This is a genomic window from Bradyrhizobium sp. NP1 (assembly GCF_030378205.1).
Taxonomy (GTDB): domain Bacteria; phylum Pseudomonadota; class Alphaproteobacteria; order Rhizobiales; family Xanthobacteraceae; genus Bradyrhizobium.
The window spans coordinates 1,729,506-1,749,304 of the sequence record NZ_CP127385.1 but is presented as its reverse complement, the minus strand read 5'-3'; the positions used below and the strand labels follow the sequence as shown (position 1 = coordinate 1,749,304).

Here is a 19,799-nt window from a genome sequence, read left to right as displayed (position 1 = left end):
ATGCCGGCCGCTCAATCGATGATGTGATATCCACCATCGATATACATCACGTCTCCCGTGATCAGCTTGGCACCGTCGAGCGCCAGAAATGCGGTCGCCGCGCCCACATCATCGATGCTGACGAGGCTGCGCGCCGGTGCCTTGCTCTGCGCCTTGTCCAGCAATTCGTCGAATTCGGGAATGCCCGAAGCAGCGCGCGTGGCAAGCGGGCCCGGCGAAATCGCGTGAACGCGTATGCCCTTCGGACCGAGCTCGGCCGCGATGTAGCGGACGGCGGCCTCAAGCGCTGCCTTTGCCACGCCCATCACATTGTAATTTTCCACGACCATCTGGCTGCCATAATAGGTCATGGTGAAAAGCGTGCCGCCGTTCTTCATCAATGGCTCGGCAAGGTGCGCCATCCGCATGAAGGACCAGCAGGATATATCCATGGTCTTGAGGAACCCGTCGCGCTGAACGTCGACGACGCGCCCGTGAAGCGCTTCCTTGGGCGAGAAGGCAATCGAATGCAGCAGGAAGTCGAGTTGGCCCCACTCTTTCCCAATCCGCTCGAAGACCTGCTCGGTCTGCCCTTCGACGCTTACGTCGAGCGGCATGAAAATCGGCGCTTCCAGCTGTTTTGCGAGCGGCTCGACGTATTTTCTGGCGCGATCGTTGAGATATGTCACTGCAAGGTCCGCACCCAGGGCTCGGAACGCCTTGGCGCACCCCCAGGCGATCGACTGATCGTTGGCGATGCCTACGATCAGCCCCTTCTTGCCCTTGAGCGCAACCTTTGTTTCGGGGAACACCGGAATGCTCATGATGCTTTCTCGCGCTTTGCGTTGAAGCGGCTGGCCCAAAGCACCGACAGGGTGTGCTCGGCGATCATCCGCTCCTCGTCGGTGGGAACGACATAGACGGGTATGCGACTGCCCGTTTGCGATATCTTCAGCGAGTGCTTCGCATTCTCGGCCCGATCGAGCGCCACTCCGAGCCATCCGAGCTGCTCAGCTATGCGCTCACGAATAGCACTCGAGTTCTCGCCGATGCCGGCGGTGAAGACAAAGGCGTCGATGCCTTGCAGAGCCGCCGCCAGCATGCCGGCATGGAGGCCCGCCCTGTAGACAAAATAGTCGACCGCGAAAGCGGCGCGGGGATCGGAACTGGTCAGGAGCTCGCGCATGTCGTTGCTGATCCCCGACAATCCCTTCAGTCCGCATTCCCGGTACAGGAAATCCTGCACGGCGTCGGGTCTCATGCCCTTTGTCGTCAGCAGGTAGAGGACAACCCCGGCATCGATCTGGCCTGGCCGCGTGCCCATCGGCAGCCCATCGAGCGCGGTGAACCCCATCGTGCTCTCCACGCTGCGGCCGCCTTGGAGCGCGCACATCGAGGCGCCGCTGCCGAGATGCGCGACGATGATACGACCCGCTGCGATCTCGGGCGCGACCTTCGGCAAGGTCCTGGCAATGTATTCGTATGAGAGGCCGTGAAATCCGTAGCGCCGCACGCCCTCATCATAGAGCTGGTGCGGAATCGCATATTGGTCGGCGACATCCTTGTGGCCCCGGTGAAAGGCGGTGTCGAAACACGCGACCTGCGGAAGGGCCGGGAGATTTGCCAGCAGAGACTTGATCGGCGCCAGGTTGTAGGGCTGGTGAAGCGGCGCGAGCGCCGTGTAGCGCTCCAGCCGCGCCACCAGACCGTGATCGACCGGAACGGGGCGATCGTGATCCGGGCCGCCATGCACGACGCGGTGCCCGACTGCAAGCGGCGTGATGCGACGTTCGTCGCGGAGCCAGGCGCCCGCTACCGTCAGCGCGGCGGCAACATCGGCGATGCTTTCGATTGGATAGGCGCGGTCCGCCAGCGTATCGCCGTCAGCGCCGGTGGCGCGCAGCCGCGGCCGGCTGCCGATCCCGTCCACCTGACCCTTGAGCTGCCGGCGCAGCGCGCCATCTCCCTCGATCGCGAAGATCTGGAACTTCACGCTTGACGAGCCGGCATTGACGACGAGGATCGTATCCATGATGGTCACGCCGCAGCATTGACGGTCTGACGGCGGCGAGCATCAGCGTAGAGCGTCGCCACCGCGCAGGAAGCCATGCGCGCCCTCGGTGTATCCGCCCGCGACGTAAGCACGATCGGAACGCGCGCCCCGAGAACGATCCCCGCGCCGTCGGCCTTCGCGAAATATGCCAGGTTCTTCGCCAGCATGTTGCCGGACTCGAGGTCGGGCACCACCAGGATCTGCGCCCTCCCCGCAACCTCCGACTTGATGCCCTTGATCCTGGCTGCCTCCTTGTCGACCGCATTGTCGAATGCGAGCGGGCCGTCGAGCAGGCCGCCGGTGATCTGGCCGCGGTCGGCCATCTTGCAGAGCGCCGCAGCCTCGATGGTGGATGGAATCTTGGACGTCACGGTTTCGACCGCCGACAGGATTGCTACCCGCGGCAGCGTGCCGAAGCCGGCCTGATTGAACAGGTCTATCGCGTTTTGGATGATGTCCCGTTTGCAGTCGAGATCGGGGAAGATGTTGATGGCCGCGTCGGTCACGAAAATGGTTTCAGCGTAGGTCGGCACGTCCATCACGAAGACGTGGCTGATGCGTCGCTCAGTCCGAAGTCCGGTGGCTTTGGCGGTGACGGCGCGCATCAGCTCGTCGGTATGCAGGCTGCCCTTCATCAGCATTTCGCCCTTCGCTGCATGGATCAGCTCGACCCCCTTTGTGGCAGCGTCCTCGCTGTGAGCGGCGTCGACGATCTCGAAGCCCGCGATGCCGATATTGTGCTTGGCCGCGGTGGCATTGATCTTGGACACCGGTCCGACCAGAATGGGCTTGATCAGTCCTGCTTGCGCGGCATCGGCGGCGCCCCGCAGCGAGCTTTCGTCACAGGGATGCACCACGACGGTGGTCACGGTGGGAACCTTCTTTGCCGCCGCAATCAGGCGGTCGTATTTCGAAGGTCGGGATTCGTTCACTTCAGCGGCATGCATGCTCATCGGCTGGCTCCGTTCATGATGCCTTGGCCTGGGGGTGCGGCTCGTCCTTTTCGGGCACACCGAAGAGCGCCACGATCTGGCTTAAACGCCGGGCGGTTTCGCCCGATATCGCCGCGCTGGCGGACAGCACGTCGCGGATGACCGCAAGTCCCGCTCGGCGCGCATCGGCATTCCGTGGCAGCATTTTCGGGATCGCCGCCAAACTCGCCTCCGGCTCGAGCAGCAGCATGAAGAACTGTTCCCGGACCATGGATTTGAACTCGGCGAGCGTCAGCCGCGCTCCGCTGTCGTCCGCCCGTGCCCTGCGCAGTGCTTCGAGACTTCGCTCGTCGACCATGCCGCGCGATGAGCCCACATAAAGCAGGCCACGGATGACACACTCTCTCAAGCCGCCGCTCGCAATACGGGATTTCAGCTCGGCAATGCGGGCATCCAGCAGCTTGCGGTGGTCTCGCGACATCTCCGGCTTCGGCGACGGATCCGCATTGGGATCGATCCCGAGTGCGGCCTGCAGCGCCGGCGAACCGTAAACGGAAAGGAACATCGTCTCGCTGAGCGCCTCCTGCGCGTCACGCCAGCGATCGAGAGCGGTGACGATATTCTTGGAAATGGTCTCCTGAAAGGCCAGGAAGGGATTTCCAACAGCGGTCGGTTTGCGGTTTTCGCGTATCTTGTCGGCGGTGCCCTCGATCGCCTTTGATACCGGATTTTGTCCGCCGAGCACTTCGTACTGTACACGCAGCGGATGCATCTGGCGCATCCATTCCGCCATCTGCGGCGTAACCATCGCCTTGACCCATGGCTGGACCAATTTGCGATAGGCGGAAAGGTTGATCTCCGATACCCGTGCGGCGGTTGCGAAACGACGTTCATCTTCCAGGTTGTTGACGCCCATCGCCCTGATGTCATCGAGGCTGCGTTTCTCGCAACGCATAATCCACCGGCCCGACGCCAGATCCGGATTGGCCGTATCCGCGGCTTTTTCTTCGAATGTTGCCTCGTAGAGACCAGGCGGCAGCACGTCGATCAGGTCGATGTTGCTGGAAAACTCGGCGTGCTCCTTGCGCGCCACGCCGCCGGAAACGAAAATCCCAAGATGGCCGACGGTTTCGTGGACCGTGTAGACGATCGTCTGGCCGTAAGCCCTGATCTCGTCGACGTCCTCGTACAGATCAAGTATCCATCCGAGCGCCTGCTGCGGCGGCGTGATGTTGTCGCCCTTCGAGCAGAAAACGACGATCGGGGAGCGGATCTTGCGCAAGTCGACGACCGCTCCGTCGGACGTCTTGATGCGTCCCGTCGCCAGTTTATTGCCGATGAAGAGCTCATCGACGATGAACTGGATCTCTTCCGCGTTCAGGTTGACGTGCCCTCCCCACCAGCGTTCGAATTCTAGATAGCGCTCCGCCTCGGTATCGACCTTCGAGAACACGTTGTACTGCTTGGTCCAGAGCGTGTTCGCTGGGTTCATGTTCTCGAAATTCTGCACCAGCCAGGCACCGTCGAACTTGCCGCCACCGAGATCGCTCGTGAGTGCGGCCAACCAGCTGCCGCCCAGCAATCCGCCAGAATAGCGCATCGGATTCTGGCCGCGAACTCCGGCCCAGTAGGACAGCGGCGCGCCCGCGACGATGATCGGGCCGAACAGTTCGGGGCGCAGCGAAGCGAGAATCATGATCGCCCAGCCGGCCTGACAATTGCCGATCACGCAGGGCCTGCCGTCGGCTTCGGGATGCAAGGCGATCACTCGCTCGAGGAATACGGCTTCGGCTCGTGCAATATCCTCGATCGTTTGCCCGGGCATGGGCTCGGGCATGAATCCGACGAAGTAGCAGGGATGCCCGGCCTTCATCGCCACGCCGATCTCGCTGTCGGCCTTGAAGCCGCCGATGCCGGGGCCGTGACCGGCCCTGGGGTCGACGACGACAAACGGCCGCCGCTTCAAGTCAATCTCGATCCCGGATGGCGGCGTGACGCGGACCAGCCCGTAGTTGACGGGTCGCTCCAGATTCCTGCCGTCGACGATCAATTCGACGCCATAATCGAGAACATGAGGCACGGTTTCGGCGAGGTGTTCGCGGTACTGGGCCCCGCGCCGGCGCATCACGTCCAGGAACAGGATACTGCGCTGACCTGCGTCGATCGTATATTGCAGAGCGTCGGCGAGCAGACCGGACGGAGTAACGTTCGAGATTGCTGGCTTGTCGATTGACATGCTTAAATCTCTCGCTGAGTGGGCTGTCGCTCACCCTGGCCCTGCTCCGACGTGGTCCTTTGACATAGGTCAAGGCTTGACGGCGGTCATGCGCGGGCGAGCGCCTGTATTCGCGGCATTTGGCGCGGAACTTTCACACTTCGGCTGGAATGTGTTCTGCAGTCGCAACGACATCGGGAATTTGATCCTCTCGGATCCACGCCATCATCAACTGCCAGCCGACGGCCAGGATGATCGGCCCGATGAACAAGCCGACGATCCCATGCGCGAGCGTTCCGCCCAATAATCCTATGAAGATCACGAGCATCGGCGTCGTCAAACCGCGACCCATGACCAGCGGCTTGAGGACGTTGTCGGCCAGACCGACCAGCACCAGATAGGCGGTTAGGAGTACCGCCGACGCCACGTCCTTGGTCATCCAGATCCAGATCAGGCAGGGGATCAGCACGATCGCCGCCCCGAGCTGAAGGATGGAAAGAATCATCACGACGAATGCTAAAAAGCCTGCATAGGCGAATCCTGCGAATTTCAATCCGATCCCGACCAGAAAGGCCTGCAGGAGGGCGATGCCAATGACGCCCTGGGAAACGGTGCGGATTGTCGCCCCGGCGAGCGCGACAAAATCTTCGTTCCGCTCCGGCATCAGCCTCGCCATGATGCTCTTGCCGGCAGCTACCAGCCGCGGCCCTGGGGGGAGCAGGAAGCCTGCCAAAATGATCGAAGCGAGGAATTTGAGGGCGCCGACCCCGACGCCCCCCGCCACCGCGAGCGTAGGGAGGATCAGCGGCTTGAGGTGCGGCGCGAGCTGGGCGAACACCACCTCCAGATTGCTTGATGCCTGATTCCACAATTCGTAGAAGCGATCGCCGACAAGTGGCCAGTCCTTGATCGAGGACGGTGGCGAAGGCACCGATAGCCGGCCGGCAGCGATCTGCTCGGAGATCGTTCGCAATCCATCGACGAGATCTCGTCCGAGCCATGCCGCGGGGCCGATCAGGATCGCGATGGTAAGTACGGTAATGACGGCAGCCGCGAGCTTCGGTCGCCCGCCGACATGACGGGACACCCAGGAGTGGAGCGGGTACAGCACCACGGCCAGCACCACGCCCCAGGCGAGAATGGCGATAAAGGGCTGGACCAGAACGAAACACCAGTAGACCAAAGCGAGAAGCAAGCCCAGACGAATGGCAATCTGGATGATTTCCCCGCCCGTCCGGTTTTGACGAATTGCGCCCAAGGGCATGTTCACCATCCAGCCGAAGGTTTGACGGCGCTACCACCAGCCGCGGGCAAGCTACCGATGTGTTGGGGGCGGCGGACTTGATCCAGATCAAGCGTCACCATCGAGCCAGCGCGCTCAAATTCCGTGAAAACGTCATTGGCGAACGGGAGTTGCGAGAGGGCCGGCTATGACCGATGCAGCCAACTATTCCGTCGTCGAACACCTCCGCGATGGCAGCACGATCGATATTCGTGCCCTGCGGCTGGACGATCAACGCGACATGCTCGCAGCCATTGACCGGACCAGCCCCCAATCGCTGCAGCGCCGCTTCTTCGTCCCAAAACGCGGCTTCTCCGACAAGGAGGTCGCCTTCTTCATGAACATCGACTTCAGCAATCACGTCGCTTTGGTGGCGCAGCTCGAAGAGGACGGACAGAAGGTGATCGCGGGTGGTGGACGCTATATCGTGGTCCGGCCCGGGCAGGCCGAACTGGCGTTCGTTGTGGTCGACGCCTACCAGGGAAAGGGGATCGCCAAGGCCCTGATGCGCCATCTGCTTGCGATCGCGCGCCAAGCCGGGCTGAAGGAGCTGATGGCGGAGGTGCTTCCTGAAAACGCCGCGATGCTGAAGGTGTTCGCCGGATTTGGATTCCAGGCTCGTCCCGGCGGCGACCCTCAGATCAGGCACCTCGCGCTGCAGCTCGCCTGAATCGACGGGCTCATGGTGCGTGTATCGCCACTTTCTCCCGGGTACGTCCGGACACCTGACGGGATTCATTTGTCCTGCGACTAGCGGCGTCCGCCTGCGAGCGCGAGATCATCTGTGCGAGGCCGGCCCATCTCTCGGCCTCAGCCAGCCAAACATGCCTGCTCGCGGGATCCAGCTTTGCGAACTGGCGGCATAATGCGGCGCGCGCGTCGAATTCGCGGAGGTTTGCCATGTTCACCCTACCTGCCCAAGGCCAAGCGCGTGTGCAGCCGCCGCAACCGCGCGCTGAAGCCGATTTGTTGTCGTTTCCTCGTCCCAGCGTAGTGCCGCAGCCCCGCAGGGCGGTCCCGGCGTCGCAGGCACGCGACGGGGACCGCCCATCACTCCTCACCTAGAGCGATGCGTTCCGTGACAAGGGGTCGACATGCACGGAACCAGCCTATCAAGCTTGAAACGAATCAGGCGCGCAATTGTCCTAAGGTGCCATGGCGAGCGGCGCCCGTTTCGCGAAAGCGGCCGGTCGTGTCGCGGACGATCCACGCACCGTGCGGCCGTCAGGATCAGCTTGAGATAAATCAAGGCCCGCCTCTCTCCCCAGCAAATGCTGGTGACTTTCCTGCGCCGGTTTCAGCCCTTAGAGGCTCCCCTTCGCCGGCCGGCCACGGACACTATGTGCTTGCGGCCAGAGAGTGAGTGCGAGATGAGCCATTGGCTTCGCTGGCTCCCGGGAATCGGCAAGTTGCGCAGATACGAGATGGCGTCGTTTTCTCACGATGTCTTCGCGGGACTGGTGCTCGCCACAATGCTGGTTCCGGTCGGCATCGCTTATGCGGCCGCGTCCGGCCTGCCCGGCATCTACGGTCTCTACGCGACGATCGTCCCGCTGCTCGCCTACGCCTTGTTTGGCCCAAGCCGCATCCTGGTGCTTGGACCGGACTCGAGTCTCGCCGCCGTCATCCTCGGCGTCGTCGCACCACTTGCGGGCGGCGACCCGCTTCGCGCCGTCACGCTGGCCGGCATGATGGCGATCGTCACGGGGCTCGTGCTCATTCTCGCGGGCATCGCGCGCCTCGGCTTTGTGACCGAGCTGCTCTCCAAGCCGATCCGCTACGGCTATATGAACGGCATCGCGCTCACCGTGTTGATAAGTCAACTGCCAAAATTGTTCGGCTTCTCGATCGATAGCGAAGGACCGTTGCGCGATTTGTGGGCTATCAGCGGAGCCATCCTTGGCGGAAAGGCAAATTGGGCCGCGTTTGCCGTCGGCATCTGCACTCTGATGGTCATCCTGTCGCTGAAGAACAACAAGCGGCTGCCAGGCATTCTGATTGCCGTTGTCGGCGCGACGCTCGCCGTCGCCGCGCTCGATCTCGCCTCTCGTTACGGCGTCAAGGTCCTGGGGCCGCTGCCGCAAGGCTTGCCGGCCCTCACGATCCCCTGGATCCGCTATAGCGACCTGTTTCCGGTTCTGATCGGTGGAAGTGCGATAGCGCTTGTTGCATTCGCCGACACCAGTGTGCTCTCGCGGACATATGCCGCACGATTGGGCGACCATGTCGATCCGAACCAGGAGATGGTCGGGCTCGGCGCCGCCAACCTGGCGACCGGCTTCTTCCATGGCTTTCCGATCAGCAGCAGCTCATCACGCACGCCGGTGGCGGAAGCGGCGGGCGCCCGCACCCAGCTTACCGGCGTTGTTGGCGCACTGTCGATCGCACTGCTTCTGCTCCTGGCCCCGAACCTGCTTCAATCTCTGCCCAACGCGGCGCTTGCCGCGGTGGTCATCGCGGCGGCGATCGGCCTGATCGAGATCGCGGACCTCAAACGGATATACCGCATCCAGCGCTGGGAGTTCTGGCTGTCGGTGTTGTGCTTCGTCGGGGTGGCCGTGCTTGGAGCGATTCCCGGTATCGGTCTTGCGATCGCCGTGGCGATCGCCGAGTTCCTGTGGGACGGCTGGCGGCCGCATTCGACGGTGCTTGGGCGCGCCGATGGCGTCAAGGGCTATCACGACATCACACGCTATCCCAACGCGCGTCGGGTCCCGGGCCTCGTCCTGTTTCGCTGGGATGCTCCCCTGTTCTTCGCCAATGCGGAACTGTTCAAGGAGCGGGTTCTGGACGCAGTGGAGAAATCGCCCACGCCCGTGCGCTGGGTGGTCGTCGCGGCCGAGCCGGTCACCAGTGTCGACGTCACGGCCTGCGATGCTGTCGCTGAACTGGACAATGCCTTGCACAAGGACGGTATCGAGCTTTGCTTCGCCGAGCTCAAGGATCCGGTCAAGGACAAGCTCAAGCGATTTGGTCTGTATGCGCAGCTCGGCGAGAGCTACTTCTTCCCGACGGTCGGTTCGGCCGTTTCGAGCTATCTCGAAATCAATCATGTTGCCTGGGAGGATTGGGAAGATCAGGTCAAGGCAACAGCGTGACCAGTCGGCAGGAAGCGCTGCACGTGGTCCGCCATTGACATAGGTCAAGCCGTGCGTGGCGCAAAAGCGGATGGCTGCTTCAGGATCGATCGAGGCCCTGCCCCATGAATCCACTGCTTGAAGATATCCGTCATACGCCGCTGCTGTGGCTTCTGGTCCTGGTGCCGATCGTCCTTGCAGCGCAGCTTCTCTGGCCGGAAGCCCATACGCTTCTGTTCTTGCTGTCGATCGCGAGCATCGTGCCGCTCGCCGCCTTGCTCAGCCTCGCCACCGAGTCCGTTGCCGCCAGGACCGGCGATCTGATCGGCGGGCTGCTCAACGCAACCCTCGGCAACCTGACTGAACTTCTGATCGCGCTGACCGCGCTGCGCGCCGGGCAATACGTGTTGGTAAAAGCCTCCATCGTCGGCGCGATCATCACCAACTCACTGTTCATGCTGGGCGCCTCGTTCCTGATCGGCGGCCTCCGCTATCACGTGCAGGACTACAATCGGTCGACTGCGCGATTGCAGAGCGGTTTGCTCTTTCTGGCAACCATAGCGATTCTGATCCCCTCGGTTCTTGCCGAGGCTGACGGAGCGGCGAATGCCGCCTTCACCCATTCGCTGAGCGTCAGCATTTCGGTTCTCCTCATTGCCGTCTATGGATTGGGCCTCCTGTTCTCGCTCAAGACGCATCGCGAGCTTTTCGCCAGCACAGAGCACCGCGAATCCGACGAAAAGCCGTGGCCGTTGTCGCTCGCGCTTGGAACATTGGCGGCGGTGACTATCCTGGTTGCACTGGTCAGCGAAGTCTTCGTGGAATCGGTTCAGCAGGCCGCGGTTTCGCTTGGGATCACGCCGGCCTTCGTCGGCATCATCGTCGTCGCCCTGGTCGGCGGCGCGGCCGAAATGGTTTCGGCATTTGCTGCGGCGCGCAAGAACAAGCTCGACCTCAGCGTCGGCATCGCGCTCGGAAGCGCGGTCCAGATCGCGCTGTTTGTCGCCCCCGTGCTGGTCCTCGCCAGCTATCTGATCGGTCCCACTCCCATGGACCTCCAGTTCTGGCGCGGAGCGGTCGCGATGATGCTGATCGCCAGCGTCACGGCATCGCTGGTGACCAGCAACGGCCGCTCGGCGTGGTTCGTCGGCGCCCTCATCGTCACTGTCTACGCGATCTTCGGGATCACGCTCTATCTGCTGCCACCCCAGACCTGAATCGACGAGGGGACGATGACCCGCAAGTGCGTTGGCGCGGATACGGCTGCTTCCCCCGTCATGCGACGACGCGCGGCTTTTCAGCCAATGACGCATCGAAGTTATCGCGATTGCGGCCTATAAAGAGGGTTGTCTTGAGAGGATCGATCTGGCGAGACGTCCGCTCTGGTGCTAGCCTGGTTGCGTGGGAAGGCCGGACGATCAACTCGGCTCGAGGCAGCTGTGACGCGACACGCCTCCCGGATCGTAACGTACATAGCGATTGCTGCCGTCCTCGTCCTGGCGGCAGACTGTTTTGCGGCGACCGTGCCCAAGCGCGTCGTTTTTCTCCATTCATATGGGCAGAATTTCAAGCCGTGGAGCGAGTATGCCAAGGCGCTCCGGCAGGAACTGGATAGCCGGTCGCGATGGCCCCTGGTCATTGAGGATTTTTCAGTGATCACGGCGCGGACCGGGGACGAGAACGCTGAAACACAATTTGCAGAATACCTCGCGGCGCTGTTCTCCAGCCAGGCCCCGGACCTGGTTGTGGCTTTTGGGGCTCCGGCCGCGCTCTTTGTTCAGCGCCATAGAAGCGATCTCTTTTCAACCTCGCCGATGCTACTGACCGCCGTCGACCAACGTCGCGTGCAGGAGCTTGATCTGACCGAAAGCGATGCGGTGGTTGCCGTCCGACAGGACATCGGGAAGCTGTTCGGCAACATTCTGAAAATTCTGCCGGCCACAAAGACGATTGCTGTAGCGGTCGGCAATTCTCCGAACGAGCGATTCTGGATCGGGGAGATACGCAGAGAGTTGGAGTCCTGGGCGAACCGCGTTGATCTTGTCTTTCTCAATGACTTGTCTTTCGAAGAGATGCTGGATCGCGCAGCGACACTTCCGCCGCACAGCGCGATTTTCTGGATCCAGCCTCAGGTGGATGCTATCGGGGCGGTTCACGAGGGCGACAGTTCGCTGAGGAGGCTGTTTGCAGTCGCAAATGCGCCGATCTTTTCCTATGACGATTCGTTTTTTTCCGGCGCGATTGTCGGCGGACCGATGACGTCGGTTTCGGTTGGCGCAAAAGCAGCTTCCGATGCCGCCATCCGCATCCTGTCCGGGGAAAAACCAGCCGATATCAAGACGCCTGTTCTGGAGTATGGGCGGCCCAAGTATGATTGGCGGGAGCTGCAGCGATGGGGCATCAGCGAGAGGCGCTTGCCTCCGGAAAGCGAAATCGACTTTCGCAAGCCCGTGACATGGGAACAATATCGCTGGCAGATCGCCCTGATTGGCTTTGTAATCCTTCTGCAGAGCGGTCTCATTGTCCGCCTGCTCTATGAGCGGCGGCGACGACTCATTGCCGAAGTCCAGTCGCGGCAGCGCATGTCCGAACTTGCGCATGTCAACCGTCATGCAACGGTCGGCGAACTCACCGCATCGCTTGCTCACGAACTCAATCAACCGCTTGGCGCGATTCTGACCAACGTGGAAACCCTCGAGCTTATGCTCAAGTCTCCCGAGCCCGACGTCAACGAGCTGAAGGAAATCGCCTCTGACATTCGTCGGGACGACGAACGGGCGAGCGACGTGATCCATCGCTTGCGAGGCTTTCTGCGAAAGGCGCCCTTCGAACCCAGGGAATTGGACCTCAACGAGGTTGTCCGAGAGACCCTGGCGTTCCTCTCGCTGTCCGCTGCCGCACGGCATGCTGACCTGACCGGCATCCCGTCAGCGATCTCGCTTCCGATCAGGGGCGATCGCATTCAGCTGGAGCAGGTGCTGGTAAACCTGATTGTAAACGCGCTCGATGCGGCGTCATCCGTGGCAACTTCAACGGGCAGGGTTACCGTTTCGACGGCGCGCGTTGGCGACTTCGCGGAAGCTTCCGTGTCGGACCATGGGCCGGGCATTCCGCCAAAGCAACTCAACGAACTGTTCGAACCATTTTTTACGACAAAGCCGCATGGCATGGGCATGGGCCTGTCCATTGCAAGGTCGATCGTCGAAGCACATGGCGGCCAGATTTGGGCGGAGAACCGGACTAACGGGGGCGCCACGTTTCGCTTCACGCTGCCGCTGGCTACCGACCATGGGAACCGCATTACAGCGTCACATCCCTAGCACCGAGGCAAAATGGCTTACCTCGCAGGAATCTATTTTTTCCCGAAATCCGGAACTACCGATTCGACCACGTCGCCAATCAGTTGCCAGGTGCGGCCGTCGAACTGCACCAGTCGCATTTGCTTGATCGGCCGAAAATCGCCAAGTGCGGTACTGACCATGATTCCGGGCAAGAGAACGGACACCTGGTGCTGCTTGAGAGAGGCTGCTTGCCGCATGACATTTTCCCGGGAAAGATCGTCGCCGCACTGCTTCAGCACGTGAACCAGCGTCTCCGCGGCCGCATAGCCATAAAGTGCAGCGCTGTCGTCCCTGTCGCCACCGGGAAAGTACTTTTCCAAAAACTGGGGCCAGCCCTTGATTGCCGGGTCGTCCTTCCACGCCGGATCGTTCGGATCCTTCAGAAAGGAGGTCGAGATCACTCCGACGGAGTTCTCCAGACCCGCCGGTCTCAATGCAGTCGCGATAGAGGCGGACTGGTCGTTCAGGAAAAAGACCGGATGCCAGTTGAGCTCCGATGCTGTTCGAATCACCCGAGCCGCGTTTTCGGGAGAACCAGCAAACACGAAGATATCGGCGCCGGTGCTTTTCAGGATTGAAACGTGTGACGCAAGATATGCGTCCGAACTCTCATAAGCGATGTCGACGATAATCATCCGTTTAAGGTCGCCGAGTCCTTCCTCCAGCCCCTTGAACAGATCTCGTCCGAACTGATCATTCTGCCAAAGCGCGACGATTTTCCGGTTGGGGTAGGCCGCCTGGATGTAGTTGGCGTAGATGCGGCCTTCTGATCGGAAGGTGGGCTGCCATCCCATGGTCCAGTGAAAGGCCTTGGGATTGCTCCACTCGTCGTCACCCGAAGCAACAAATAGCTGCGGAACTTGCCTTTCGTTCAAATATTGCCTTGCCGCAAGATTACCGAAGGTTCCGAACGAGCCGAACATCAACAAAACGTCGTCCCGTTCGACCAACATCCGGGTCAGATCGATCGCGGTAGAAGGGTCGGAATTGTCGTCGTAGGAGATGAAACGGATCTTGCGGCCGTTGATCCCGCCGCGCTCGTTGATCATCTCGAAATAGGCGGCTTCGGCCATGCCAATCGCACTGAAGCTGGACATGGCGCCAGTATACGGCATCACGTTGCCGATCCGGATCTCACTTTCAGTCGCAGCTGGCTCACGATCACGCTGCGACATCGCACCCAAAGAGGTTACTGTAACGAGCAGTGCAAATAGCCAGCGACCGATCGGACGCGATCTGTTGACGTCTCGAACCTGTTCCCATGTACGTTGGCAATCACGCGCCATTTGCGAGCATCCTAGGTCGGTCGTGGTTGCCCCCCGCAACTGCCGTTGGCGTGCGTTTGTTTGATTCAGATCGTGGTCGTGGTTCAACCAGCGCCGCCCAATCGGAACCAAAGGCCGGATTTGCTGCGTCCATTTGATTTAAATCAACGGGAGCCCGAGGCGCGCCGTGCCTTTTGCAACACCGGAGCATGCGTCCCCGCAAAGTCGCCATCGCCGCGAATATGTGAGCGCAACTGACGCATAAGCGCACCTTAGGACAATTGTGGCGGCCGAAGATCTTCGCTCTGCTGTTTCGACACCGTGAGAGTGTCCTCTCTTTACGAGACCAGCGGCCCACCCTGTTCTCACGTCATGAGGATTCACTATGGCCGAAACCACCAAGCTCTCCGTTGAGAAAGCGCTCAATAAGCTGCGTGAGGCGGATATTCGGAAATCCAAAGCGACACAGCATGAAGAGCAGATTGACGCGCTCGATGAAGAGACAAAGCGCCTGAGAGCGCAGCGACTGCGGCTTGAAGCGCATCAACGGCGTTCGACCAAGCGCGATTGAGTGGAGGCCTAGGAACAAAGCGAGACGTGGCGGCAAACGGCCGCGACAATCAGGGCGCGTTCGAATTCGCGGCTCAGCTGCGAATCCCTGCTTGGTGACGGAGCATCGCAAGCATGACCTAAGTGGTCATAACCGTCCTGCTACTAGCTCGCTGACGCGAAAAATATGACCCGGAGCAGATGCGTATAGTCGGATTCGAACACCATGATCCCTACAAAAACCAGCACCAGCACCGGCGGCAACAGGATGGCGTAGGCCAACGCCAACCGCTCCCAAGCCATGTGCATGAACACAGCAACGATCAGGCCTGCCTTCAGCACCATGAATAGCAGGATCAGCGACCAACGAAGATGGCCATGGATGCCAAAGAAGTCGACAAGGTAGGAGCAGGTGCTGAGCACGAACAGCCATCCCCAGACCACGAGATAGAGCTTGATCGGGTGTTGCTGGCCCTTTGCGTGCGTGGTTCCTGATGCGACTGCGTCATGCACATAAGCGTGTAGCGCATGTTGCGTTGCCTGCCCTTCCACATGTACCGCTGCGTTTGTCATGCGCCAACCTCACCAGAGATAGAAAAAGGCAAAGATGAATACCCACACGAGATCGACGAAGTGCCAGTACAGGCCGGTGATTTCGACGATCTCGTAATACCCCTTCCGGCTCGTGAAGAAGCCGCGCCGTTCGACGTCGAAGTCTCCCCGCAAGACCTTTCGCGCGATGGCGATCAGGAAAATCACGCCGATGGTCACGTGGGTACCGTGGAAACCGGTGATCATGAAGAAGCATGCGCCAAATTGCGGCGCGCCCCACGGATTGCCCCAGGGCCGCACGCCCTCCATGATCAGCTTGGTCCATTCGAAGCCCTGCATTCCGACGAACGTCGCGCCAAATGCCGCGGTGGCCAGCATCAAGGCTGCCGTTCTGACGCGATCCTGGCGGTAACCGAAGTTGACGGCCATCGCCATCGTCCCGCTGCTGCTGATCAGGATGAACGTCATGATCGCGATCAGGATGAGCGGGATGTGCCTGCCCCCGAGATTTAGCGCGAAGACTTCGCTGGGGTTGGGCCACGGCACGGTCGTGGACATTCGCGCCGTCATGTACGACAGCAGGAAACAGCTGAAGATGAAAGTATCGCTCAGGAGGAAGATCCACATCATGGCCTTCCCCCAGGAAACATTCTTGAAGGCGCGCTGGTCTGAGGCCCAGTCGGCGGCGATGCCTCGCCATCCGGCGATCATCCCCGGCGGTGCCTTCGGGTGTGCTAGTGTGGTTTCTGCCATCGGTCCCTGCCCTCGCTAGGTAAGCAACTGGCGACAGATGTCGACGAAGTTGTCGGTCCAGCCCGTCAGCAAACCGAGCAAGACCAACCAGACCAACAAGAGGAAATGCCAATAGATAGCGCAGAGTTCCACACTCAGGCGCATCTGCATCATCGGAGCGCCACGCCACACCCTTGCGGTCGTCCTGCCGAGCGCCACCAGACCGCCCGTCAGATGCAGTCCGTGCACGGCTGTGATCAGGTAGAAGAAGGAATTGGCTGGATTGGACGCTACGAAATACCCGGCGACGTTCAGCTGCTGCCACACCAACAGCTGCCCGGCCAGGAAGGTCACGGCGGATACTCCGCCGATCAGCAGGCCGACGATCAAGCCGTCGATGTCGTCGCGTCGCGCGGCCATGAGCGCCCATTGCAGCGCCACACTGCTCATGACTAGGACGCCCGTATTGAACCACAACAGCCTGGGCAGGGGCAGCTCCCGCCAGTCCACCATGCTGTTGCGCATGGAGTAGGCGCTGATCAGCAGCGCGAACAACGAGCCGACGACCGCGAGAAACACGCCCAGTCCAATCTTCGCCGTCGGCACGGACGAACCGCTCTCACCGCGAAAATCGACGTCCACTCCTTGCTCCAGCCAGGGTTTGGCCATCAGCCGTTGCTGCGAGAGCCACCATCCCGCGATCGCTGCTATTGTAACAATGAACAGGATGATGGCACTCACGGGTGGGCTCCCTGCGCCACCAATCCGGCCGGCGGTTCATTTTGCGGCACGAAGTCCCTGGCGGCGCCGGGCACGCTGTAATCGTAGGCCCAGCGATAGACGACGGGGAGTTCCTTTCCCCAGTTGCCATGCCCCGGCGGGGTCTCCGGCGTCTGCCATTCCAGCGAGGCGGCTCCCCAGGGGTTGCTGCCGGCCTCTTTTCCTTTGAACAGGCTCCAGATGATATTGAACAGGAAGACAAGCTGGGCGAAGCCGACAATCAGCGCCGCCACGCTCATGAACGCATTGAGGTCATGGGCGGATGCCGGGACGAAGGCTGTCTCGCCGATGTCGTGATAGCGGCGGGGCATCCCGAGCAGGCCCAGATAGTGCATGGGGAAGAAGACCGCATAAGCCCCGATGAACGTCACCCAGAAGTGGAAACGTCCAAGCGCCTCATTGAGCATGCGTCCGGTGACTTTCGGATACCAGTGATAGATTCCGCCAAACACGGCCATGATCGGCGCGATACCCATCACCATGTGGAAGTGCGCGACAACGAACATCGTGTCGGATAGCGGAACGTCCACGACCACGTTGCCGAGAAACAATCCGGTCAGGCCGCCATTGACGAAGGTGATGATGAACGCGAGGGCGAACAGCATCGGCACCGTGAGATGAATGTCGCCGCGCCACAGGGTCAGCACCCAGTTGTAGACCTTGATGGCAGTCGGGATGGCGATGATGAGTGTCGTGGTGGCGAAGAAGAACCCGAAATACGGGTTCATGCCGCTCACATACATGTGGTGCGCCCATACAACGAAGCTGAGAGCACCGATTGCCACGATCGCCCAAACCATCATGCGATAGCCGAAGATGTTCTTTCGGGCGTGAGTGCTGATCAGATCGGAAATGATGCCAAAGGCCGGCAAGGCGACGATGTAGACTTCGGGGTGGCCGAAGAACCAGAACAGGTGCTGGAACAGGATCGGGCTGCCGCCGCCATACTTCGTCAGTTGGCCCATCTCGACGAGCGCCGGCATGAAGAAGCTGGTTCCCAGGATGCGGTCCAGCAGCAGCATCACCGAGGCGACGAACAGCGCCGGGAACGCCAACAGCGCCATCACGGTGGCCGTGAAGATGCCCCACACCGTCAAGGGCATGCGCATCAACGTCATGCCGCGCGTACGGGCCTGCAGCACTGTCACCACATAATTGAGCCCGCCCATCGTGAAGCCGATGATGAACAGGATCAGCGAGGCCAGCATGAGAATGATGCCCCAATCCTGCCCGGGGGTACCGGAGAGAATCGCCTGGGGCGGATAAAGCGTCCAACCAGCGCCGGTGGGGCCGCCGGGCACGAAAAAGGTCGCGACCAGCACCAGCACAGCGAGCAGGTAGACCCAGTAGCTCAACATGTTGACGTAGGGGAAGACCATGTCTCGCGCGCCAACCATCAACGGGATGAGGTAGTTGCCGAAGCCGCCGAGGAACAATGCCGTGAGCAGGTAGATCACCATGATCATGCCGTGCATGGTGATGAACTGAAGGTACTGGTTGGCATCGATAAAGGAGAATGTTCCGGGAAATCCCAGTTGCAGCCGCATCATCCACGACAGCACCAGCGCAACCATTCCGATGGACATCGCCGTGATCGAGTACTGGAGGGCGATAACCTTGGCGTCTTGCGAAAAGACGTACCTCGTCCACCAGCTTCGCGGGTGATAGAGCTCGACCTCACCTACTTCGGCGGGCGGAATGCGTGCGACCTCATCAAACGGGATATCGACCATCGGAATAGCCTCCTTGGTCTTCTGCTCAGCGACGAGTTCACCTCATATCTGGCCGATCCTCGTCGGCATGTTCATTCGCTACCAGTCTTGTACGCGGCCTTCGCGACGTCGTGCTGGCCTGACAACTCCGCGAAGGTCCGCTGCTTCTCGAGCCACGCGTGATATTCTTTCTCTTCCTCCACGATGACCTTGCTCCGCATCTGCGCGTGCGCGCTACCGCACAGCTCCGCACAGAGCACTTCGAATGTTCCGGTGCGGGTGGGCGTGAACCAGTAATACGTCACCGAGCCCGGTATCATGTCCATCTTCGCCCGGAACTCGGGCACATAGAAATCATGCAGAACGTCAATTGAGCGGAGCAGCACCTTCACCGGCTTCCCAACCGGCAGATGCAAGTCGTCGCTTTGAATGACGATGTCGTCTTGTCCGTTCGGATCGTTGGGATTCAACCCCAGAGGATTGTCGGAACTGATATTGCGCGCATCGGAGGTGCCGAGCCGGCCGTCCTTGCCGGGAAGCCGATAGCTCCACATCCATTGCTGTCCCACGACCTCGACTTCGGTCGCATCGGCCGGAACCGTGACGAACTGGTGCCAGACGACAAGGCCGGGCGCCAACATGGCTGCGACGCCGATTGCCGTCCCGATGCTGAGCCACCATTCGAGCTTCTTGTTTTCGGGATTATAGGCGGCCCGCCGTCCCTCCTTGTGGTGGAAGCGGAAGACGCAATAAGCCATGAACGCGATGACCGCGCAGAAAACCGCCCCAGTGATCCAGAACGTCAGATTGATCGTGTCGTCGATGTACCGCCAGTTTGAGGCGATCGGCGTCCACCACCACGGGCTGTAGAGGTGAAACAGCACCGAGGCGATCGCAACCAGAAGCAGTATGATCGCTACAGCCATCCCTCATTCCTCCTTGCCATTGAAGGCTGCGGAGACGATCGAAAGGGCGGAGCTCTCGTCAAAGGGATGGTGTCACGTTCACCATCACCGTGCCTCTTGCCTCGCCCATTCTGCCGGTCGCGACGCTGGGACAAAGGATCAACGTCACGACCGCAATCTCATCAGAGCTGGGGGCGTTCAGGATTTTAAGATGGTACCCGTCGAGGCCGGCGTCAATAGAGGAGTATGTCCCGCCTCTGTCCGGCGCATGTTGGCCCGAATGCGGCGCGCGCCGGAGAACACCGATCGGCACCCACCATCGGATGGTGCATCGCAAAACCTGGTTTGTGCGATTGCACAATTCTCCGACAGCGTTCTTGCTTCTACTGCGTATCGGACTAGTTTTACTGGACCGGTTGCGACGG

Annotated in this window: 16 protein-coding genes; 5 read left to right on the top strand and 11 right to left on the bottom strand. The window is 60.8% G+C overall.

The features are described 5' to 3' along the window. Window positions 1-11 precede the first annotated feature (11 nt). The 5 genes from fabI to QOU61_RS08335 form a co-directional block, all read right to left on the bottom strand. The gene (fabI, locus tag QOU61_RS08355) at window positions 12-803 is read right to left on the bottom strand and encodes an enoyl-ACP reductase FabI (protein ID WP_289657636.1); all 792 of its coding nucleotides are present in this window, start codon (window positions 801-803) and stop codon (window positions 12-14) included. Then, entirely contained in the window at window positions 800-2,011 is a 1,212-nt protein-coding gene (locus tag QOU61_RS08350; RefSeq protein ID WP_289657635.1) for an acetate/propionate family kinase, read from the bottom strand. The genes fabI and QOU61_RS08350 overlap by 4 nt, the downstream gene beginning before the upstream one ends. A 5-nt stretch (window positions 2,012-2,016) precedes the next feature. Then, window positions 2,017-2,979, bottom strand: a complete 963-nt coding sequence (locus QOU61_RS08345) for a phosphate acetyltransferase (RefSeq protein WP_502876943.1) — start codon at window positions 2,977-2,979, stop codon at window positions 2,017-2,019. A 19-nt stretch (window positions 2,980-2,998) separates the two neighbouring features. Continuing rightward, window positions 2,999-5,200, bottom strand: a complete 2,202-nt coding sequence (locus tag QOU61_RS08340) for a DUF3141 domain-containing protein (protein ID WP_289657633.1) — start codon at window positions 5,198-5,200, stop codon at window positions 2,999-3,001. A 133-nt stretch (window positions 5,201-5,333) separates the two neighbouring features. Then, the gene (locus QOU61_RS08335) at window positions 5,334-6,443 is read right to left on the bottom strand and encodes an AI-2E family transporter (RefSeq protein WP_289657632.1); all 1,110 of its coding nucleotides are present in this window, start codon (window positions 6,441-6,443) and stop codon (window positions 5,334-5,336) included. Between the two features lie 166 nt (window positions 6,444-6,609). Between QOU61_RS08335 and QOU61_RS08330 the strand changes: the two genes are divergently transcribed. From QOU61_RS08330 to QOU61_RS08315, 4 genes are all read left to right on the top strand, one after another. Then, the gene (locus tag QOU61_RS08330) at window positions 6,610-7,131 is read left to right on the top strand and encodes a GNAT family N-acetyltransferase (RefSeq protein ID WP_289657631.1); all 522 of its coding nucleotides are present in this window, start codon (window positions 6,610-6,612) and stop codon (window positions 7,129-7,131) included. Between the two features lie 700 nt (window positions 7,132-7,831). After that, on the top strand, window positions 7,832-9,559 hold the full coding sequence (locus QOU61_RS08325) for a SulP family inorganic anion transporter (RefSeq protein ID WP_289657630.1): 1,728 nt from the start codon (window positions 7,832-7,834) through the stop codon (window positions 9,557-9,559). Between the two features lie 104 nt (window positions 9,560-9,663). Beyond that, on the top strand, window positions 9,664-10,755 hold the full coding sequence (gene cax / locus QOU61_RS08320) for a calcium/proton exchanger (protein WP_289657629.1): 1,092 nt from the start codon (window positions 9,664-9,666) through the stop codon (window positions 10,753-10,755). A gap of 222 nt (window positions 10,756-10,977) precedes the next feature. After that, on the top strand, window positions 10,978-12,858 hold the full coding sequence (locus QOU61_RS08315) for a sensor histidine kinase (RefSeq protein ID WP_289657627.1): 1,881 nt from the start codon (window positions 10,978-10,980) through the stop codon (window positions 12,856-12,858). A gap of 32 nt (window positions 12,859-12,890) precedes the next feature. Here QOU61_RS08315 and QOU61_RS08310 read toward each other — a convergent pair whose 3' ends face one another. Beyond that, window positions 12,891-14,165, bottom strand: a complete 1,275-nt coding sequence (locus QOU61_RS08310) for an ABC transporter substrate-binding protein (protein WP_502876901.1) — start codon at window positions 14,163-14,165, stop codon at window positions 12,891-12,893. A 364-nt stretch (window positions 14,166-14,529) separates the two neighbouring features. Here QOU61_RS08310 and QOU61_RS08305 point away from each other — a divergent pair, with 364 nt between their 5' ends. Further along, window positions 14,530-14,715 (top strand): hypothetical protein, encoded by a 186-nt coding sequence (locus QOU61_RS08305; RefSeq protein ID WP_289657626.1) that lies wholly within the window; start codon window positions 14,530-14,532, stop codon window positions 14,713-14,715. Between the two features lie 143 nt (window positions 14,716-14,858). On the opposite strand, the gene QOU61_RS08300 is transcribed toward QOU61_RS08305, so the two are convergent. The 5 genes from QOU61_RS08300 to coxB all read right to left on the bottom strand — a co-directional run bounded on the left by QOU61_RS08300 (window position 14,859) and on the right by coxB (window position 19,395). Further along, complete coding sequence (locus QOU61_RS08300) at window positions 14,859-15,266, bottom strand: cytochrome C oxidase subunit IV family protein (protein WP_289657624.1); 408 nt, start codon at window positions 15,264-15,266, stop codon at window positions 14,859-14,861. A 9-nt stretch (window positions 15,267-15,275) separates the two neighbouring features. Then, window positions 15,276-15,998: a heme-copper oxidase subunit III family protein gene (locus tag QOU61_RS08295; RefSeq protein ID WP_289657623.1), complete on the bottom strand. Its 723-nt coding sequence runs from the start codon at window positions 15,996-15,998 to the stop codon at window positions 15,276-15,278. A 15-nt stretch (window positions 15,999-16,013) separates the two neighbouring features. Next, window positions 16,014-16,718 (bottom strand): cytochrome c oxidase subunit 3, encoded by a 705-nt coding sequence (locus tag QOU61_RS08290; RefSeq protein ID WP_289657622.1) that lies wholly within the window; start codon window positions 16,716-16,718, stop codon window positions 16,014-16,016. Further along, on the bottom strand, window positions 16,715-18,490 hold the full coding sequence (gene ctaD / locus QOU61_RS08285; protein WP_289657621.1) for a cytochrome c oxidase subunit I: 1,776 nt from the start codon (window positions 18,488-18,490) through the stop codon (window positions 16,715-16,717). The genes QOU61_RS08290 and ctaD overlap by 4 nt, the downstream gene beginning before the upstream one ends. Window positions 18,491-18,561: 71 nt before the next feature. Then, on the bottom strand, window positions 18,562-19,395 hold the full coding sequence (gene coxB / locus QOU61_RS08280; RefSeq protein ID WP_289657620.1) for a cytochrome c oxidase subunit II: 834 nt from the start codon (window positions 19,393-19,395) through the stop codon (window positions 18,562-18,564). Between the last annotated feature and the right edge of the window lie 404 nt (window positions 19,396-19,799).